The organism is bacterium (assembly GCA_040757115.1).
Classification (GTDB): domain Bacteria; phylum UBA9089; class CG2-30-40-21; order CG2-30-40-21; family SBAY01; genus JBFLXS01.
The window spans coordinates 1-2,787 of sequence record JBFLYA010000368.1 but is presented as its reverse complement, the minus strand read 5'-3'; the positions used below and the strand labels follow the sequence as shown (position 1 = coordinate 2,787).

General features: G+C 36.4%; 6 protein-coding genes. 5 read left to right on the top strand and 1 reads right to left on the bottom strand.

Annotation, left to right across the window (positions count from 1 at the left end; genetic code table 11):
- Positions 1 to 131: 131 nt before the first annotated feature.
- The 5 genes from AB1422_18740 to AB1422_18720 all read left to right on the top strand — a co-directional run bounded on the left by AB1422_18740 (position 132) and on the right by AB1422_18720 (position 2,545).
- Positions 132 to 275, top strand: a complete 144-nt coding sequence (locus AB1422_18740; GenBank protein MEW6621338.1) for a hypothetical protein — start codon at positions 132 to 134, stop codon at positions 273 to 275.
- 176 nt (positions 276 to 451) lie between these two features.
- Positions 452 to 871, top strand: a complete 420-nt coding sequence (locus AB1422_18735) for a hypothetical protein (GenBank protein ID MEW6621337.1) — start codon at positions 452 to 454, stop codon at positions 869 to 871.
- Positions 872 to 898: 27 nt separating this feature from the next.
- Complete coding sequence (locus tag AB1422_18730; GenBank protein MEW6621336.1) at positions 899 to 1,519, top strand: hypothetical protein; 621 nt, start codon at positions 899 to 901, stop codon at positions 1,517 to 1,519.
- Between the two features lie 175 nt (positions 1,520 to 1,694).
- Positions 1,695 to 2,123: a nucleotidyltransferase domain-containing protein gene (locus AB1422_18725; protein MEW6621335.1), complete on the top strand. Its 429-nt coding sequence runs from the start codon at positions 1,695 to 1,697 to the stop codon at positions 2,121 to 2,123.
- Between the two features lie 5 nt (positions 2,124 to 2,128).
- A complete protein-coding gene (locus tag AB1422_18720; protein MEW6621334.1) occupies positions 2,129 to 2,545 on the top strand; it encodes a DUF86 domain-containing protein in 417 nt (138 codons plus the stop codon).
- A gap of 30 nt (positions 2,546 to 2,575) precedes the next feature.
- Here the strand turns inward: AB1422_18720 and AB1422_18715 are convergent.
- Positions 2,576 to 2,787: hypothetical protein (locus AB1422_18715; GenBank protein ID MEW6621333.1), on the bottom strand; the 212-nt coding region annotated here is incomplete at its 5' end.

Genomic DNA, 2,787 nt, shown 5'->3' with positions numbered 1-2,787 from the left:
ATTTCGTAACACAAATGCGTTGGGGGGTGGGTCAATTTTCATTGCCAAATTTGATGGATTATTGGAGCCCCCTGGGTCAATTTTCAATTGCCAAAAATGGCTCAGTTTTCAATTGCCATTGACAAGAGGATATGCTTGCGTTTTTGACCCGTCAGCGGAAAGTAGATAAAGAGGTAGTGGAAGCAGTATTATTAGAGTTAAGGAAGGAACCTTTAGCTGAAGTGAATGAATTATGTGAGTTAGTAAAAAAAGGCGTCTTGGTCGAGAGGATATAAGAGAATGGAATATTCAAACAGCCTTAAGTCAAATACCGTATAGTGATTTACGAGGTGTCCTACGACAACGGCTATCCAAAGGGAAGGCACATTACCGAGAGGAATATCTGCTTTTGGAGATGATGGGGAGTTTTAGTTCAGAGAGAGTGAAACAAGCAGGTATAGTGGTTCCTGAGATGAAGGAGAGAACAATTTTAGACCCGACTGCCATACGGAGCTTATTAACTCCGGGAGTTCCACTATCTTCTATCAATAAGCCACTTCAGATGGTCTCTTTTCTGTGGGCACTGTATCATCATGGTGTTTCAGGGTCTGTGTTGGGGAAATGGTGTTATGTAGATAAGACTACGGTAGGACGGTGGATAGTTGGATTAGGTTTGGAGATTTGGCCAATAGTGTCTGTGTGGATAAAGAAGCAGGTAAAGGCAACCATGGTGTATATAGAAGAGAAGTGGCTAAAGATACAAGGGAAATGGTATTATTGGTTTGTAGTATTAGAGGCGAAGACAGGGTTACCAATACTGACATCACTTTTGGAGTCGAGAGGGAAATGGGCATGTTGGTGGATAGGGGCTCAACTGAAGATGTTGGGATAAATACCCAGGGTATTTATTACGGATGGGATGGGGGGATACGAATATATCAGAGAAGCGTTAGGGAAATGTATAAAGCATTTGTTATGCCATTTTCATCATCAGGAAGCTACGAGTCGATGGGTTAAGAAACAATTTGATAATGGTGGAGGAGAAAAGGATAAAGAAGTCCTCAAAGAGCGGAAGAAGGAACTAAAGAAGGTATTGCAAACTAATGATAAACGGACAGCAAAGAGGAGATTTGGAAGACTGAAGGAGAATGGAAAGGAATTAGGTATTCAAGGCTGGATAGAGAACACGGAAAAGATATTGCCGAAGTTTTTGCCTGCTATAGGGAGTAAGAAGTTTCCTAAGACAAATAATGTCATAGAGCGATTTTTTAGGGATTTCAACCAATTCTACAAGAAAAGATGTGGGTTTTTTTCAGTAGGGAGTGCCAAGAGAGAGCTTTTGTGTTTTCTGGTAATGTATCTGTTTTTGCAACAACCAGGTAGCGGGAAGGCTCCACTCGAGATAATTATGCCAGAAGTTAAAGATATGCCCTTTTATCGACTGGTTAATGACCCTCTGGGTTGTCTTTTGGGACTCCAAAATGTCAAGAAATACAAAAAGATGGCAAGAAATGAGGTAACACAATGCCTGGGACCATAGATATAACTTTATGTCCTACGCAACGCTCTCTTAAAACCTATTTCACAGGTCGAATTTTTTTATTGACATATGCTAAAATTTTTGCTAAAATACCCTCAGAAGGTGCAAAAATGAATAAACAATCCAAAAGACCCAAAAAGCAAATTCCTATCAGTCAAGGAAGAGGCATCAAATTATGAATGAATATTTATCTTTTAAACAGAATCAAAGGCAAAAGATTATAGAGAAGATTAAACAATCCCTCCTGAATAAAAATGAGATTGTTTTTGCCTTTATTTTTGGTTCTTTTTTAGATGGACCATCTTTTAGAGATATTGATATTGGTATTTATCTTGACAATATAGAGAAAGGGGACATCTTTAATTCTGAATTGGAACTTTCCGAAATAGTAGCTAAAGACTCTAACTTGCTGTTTGATATTATTGAGATAAAGGTCTTGAACTTTGCACCAGGTTATTTTTTAAATAATATTTTCAATCGTGGACAATTGCTTTTTTGCAAAAATTATCAATTACTCACCGAGATGATAGAAAACACATCTTTAGATGCTCTGGCTAATGAATATATTGCTTACCAATCTTTAAAAGAATTAGTGGCGGGTTAATCCTTATGGAAATAGACAAAGAAAAGATTAAACAAAGGGTTTCAGAGATTAGGGAAGCTTTAAAAGAAATACAACGACTTACTTCTGTAGACGAAAAAGAATTTTGGTCTAAAAAAGAGAATATGGCTGCGGTAAAATATTATTTATTACAAGCCATTGAAGCTGTAGGTGGAATTTGTGTTCATATTGCCGCCAAAAGATTCAATAAAGGGATTTCGGCTTTTGGGGAATGTTTTGAAATATTAGGGAAAGAAGGAGTTTTAAACGAAGATTTAGTTTTAAGATTAAGGAAAATGGTAAAATTTAGAAACAAACTCATTCACCGTTATTTGGAGATTGAAGACAGAAATATTTTAGGATATACAAAATATGACCTAAAGGATTTTGATGAGTTTATAACATCAGTTGGTAATTTACTTTAACCAAAGATAATAACTGGGAGTTATTTTGCTTTAGATGGATATACTACAAATGCGTGAAGTTCTGTTGATAAGAGATATGAGGATGAGAGTGAAAAAAAAGCTACCTGTGCAATGGAAATTGTAACCGTTCAGGCTATATATCAAAAGTGTAAGAAAGGGGATAAGGAGATAAGAGTGATATGGAGATAAGATAATAGAAATAGATTGAAATTTATAGAAATAGGTAGAAATTGATTGTGGAA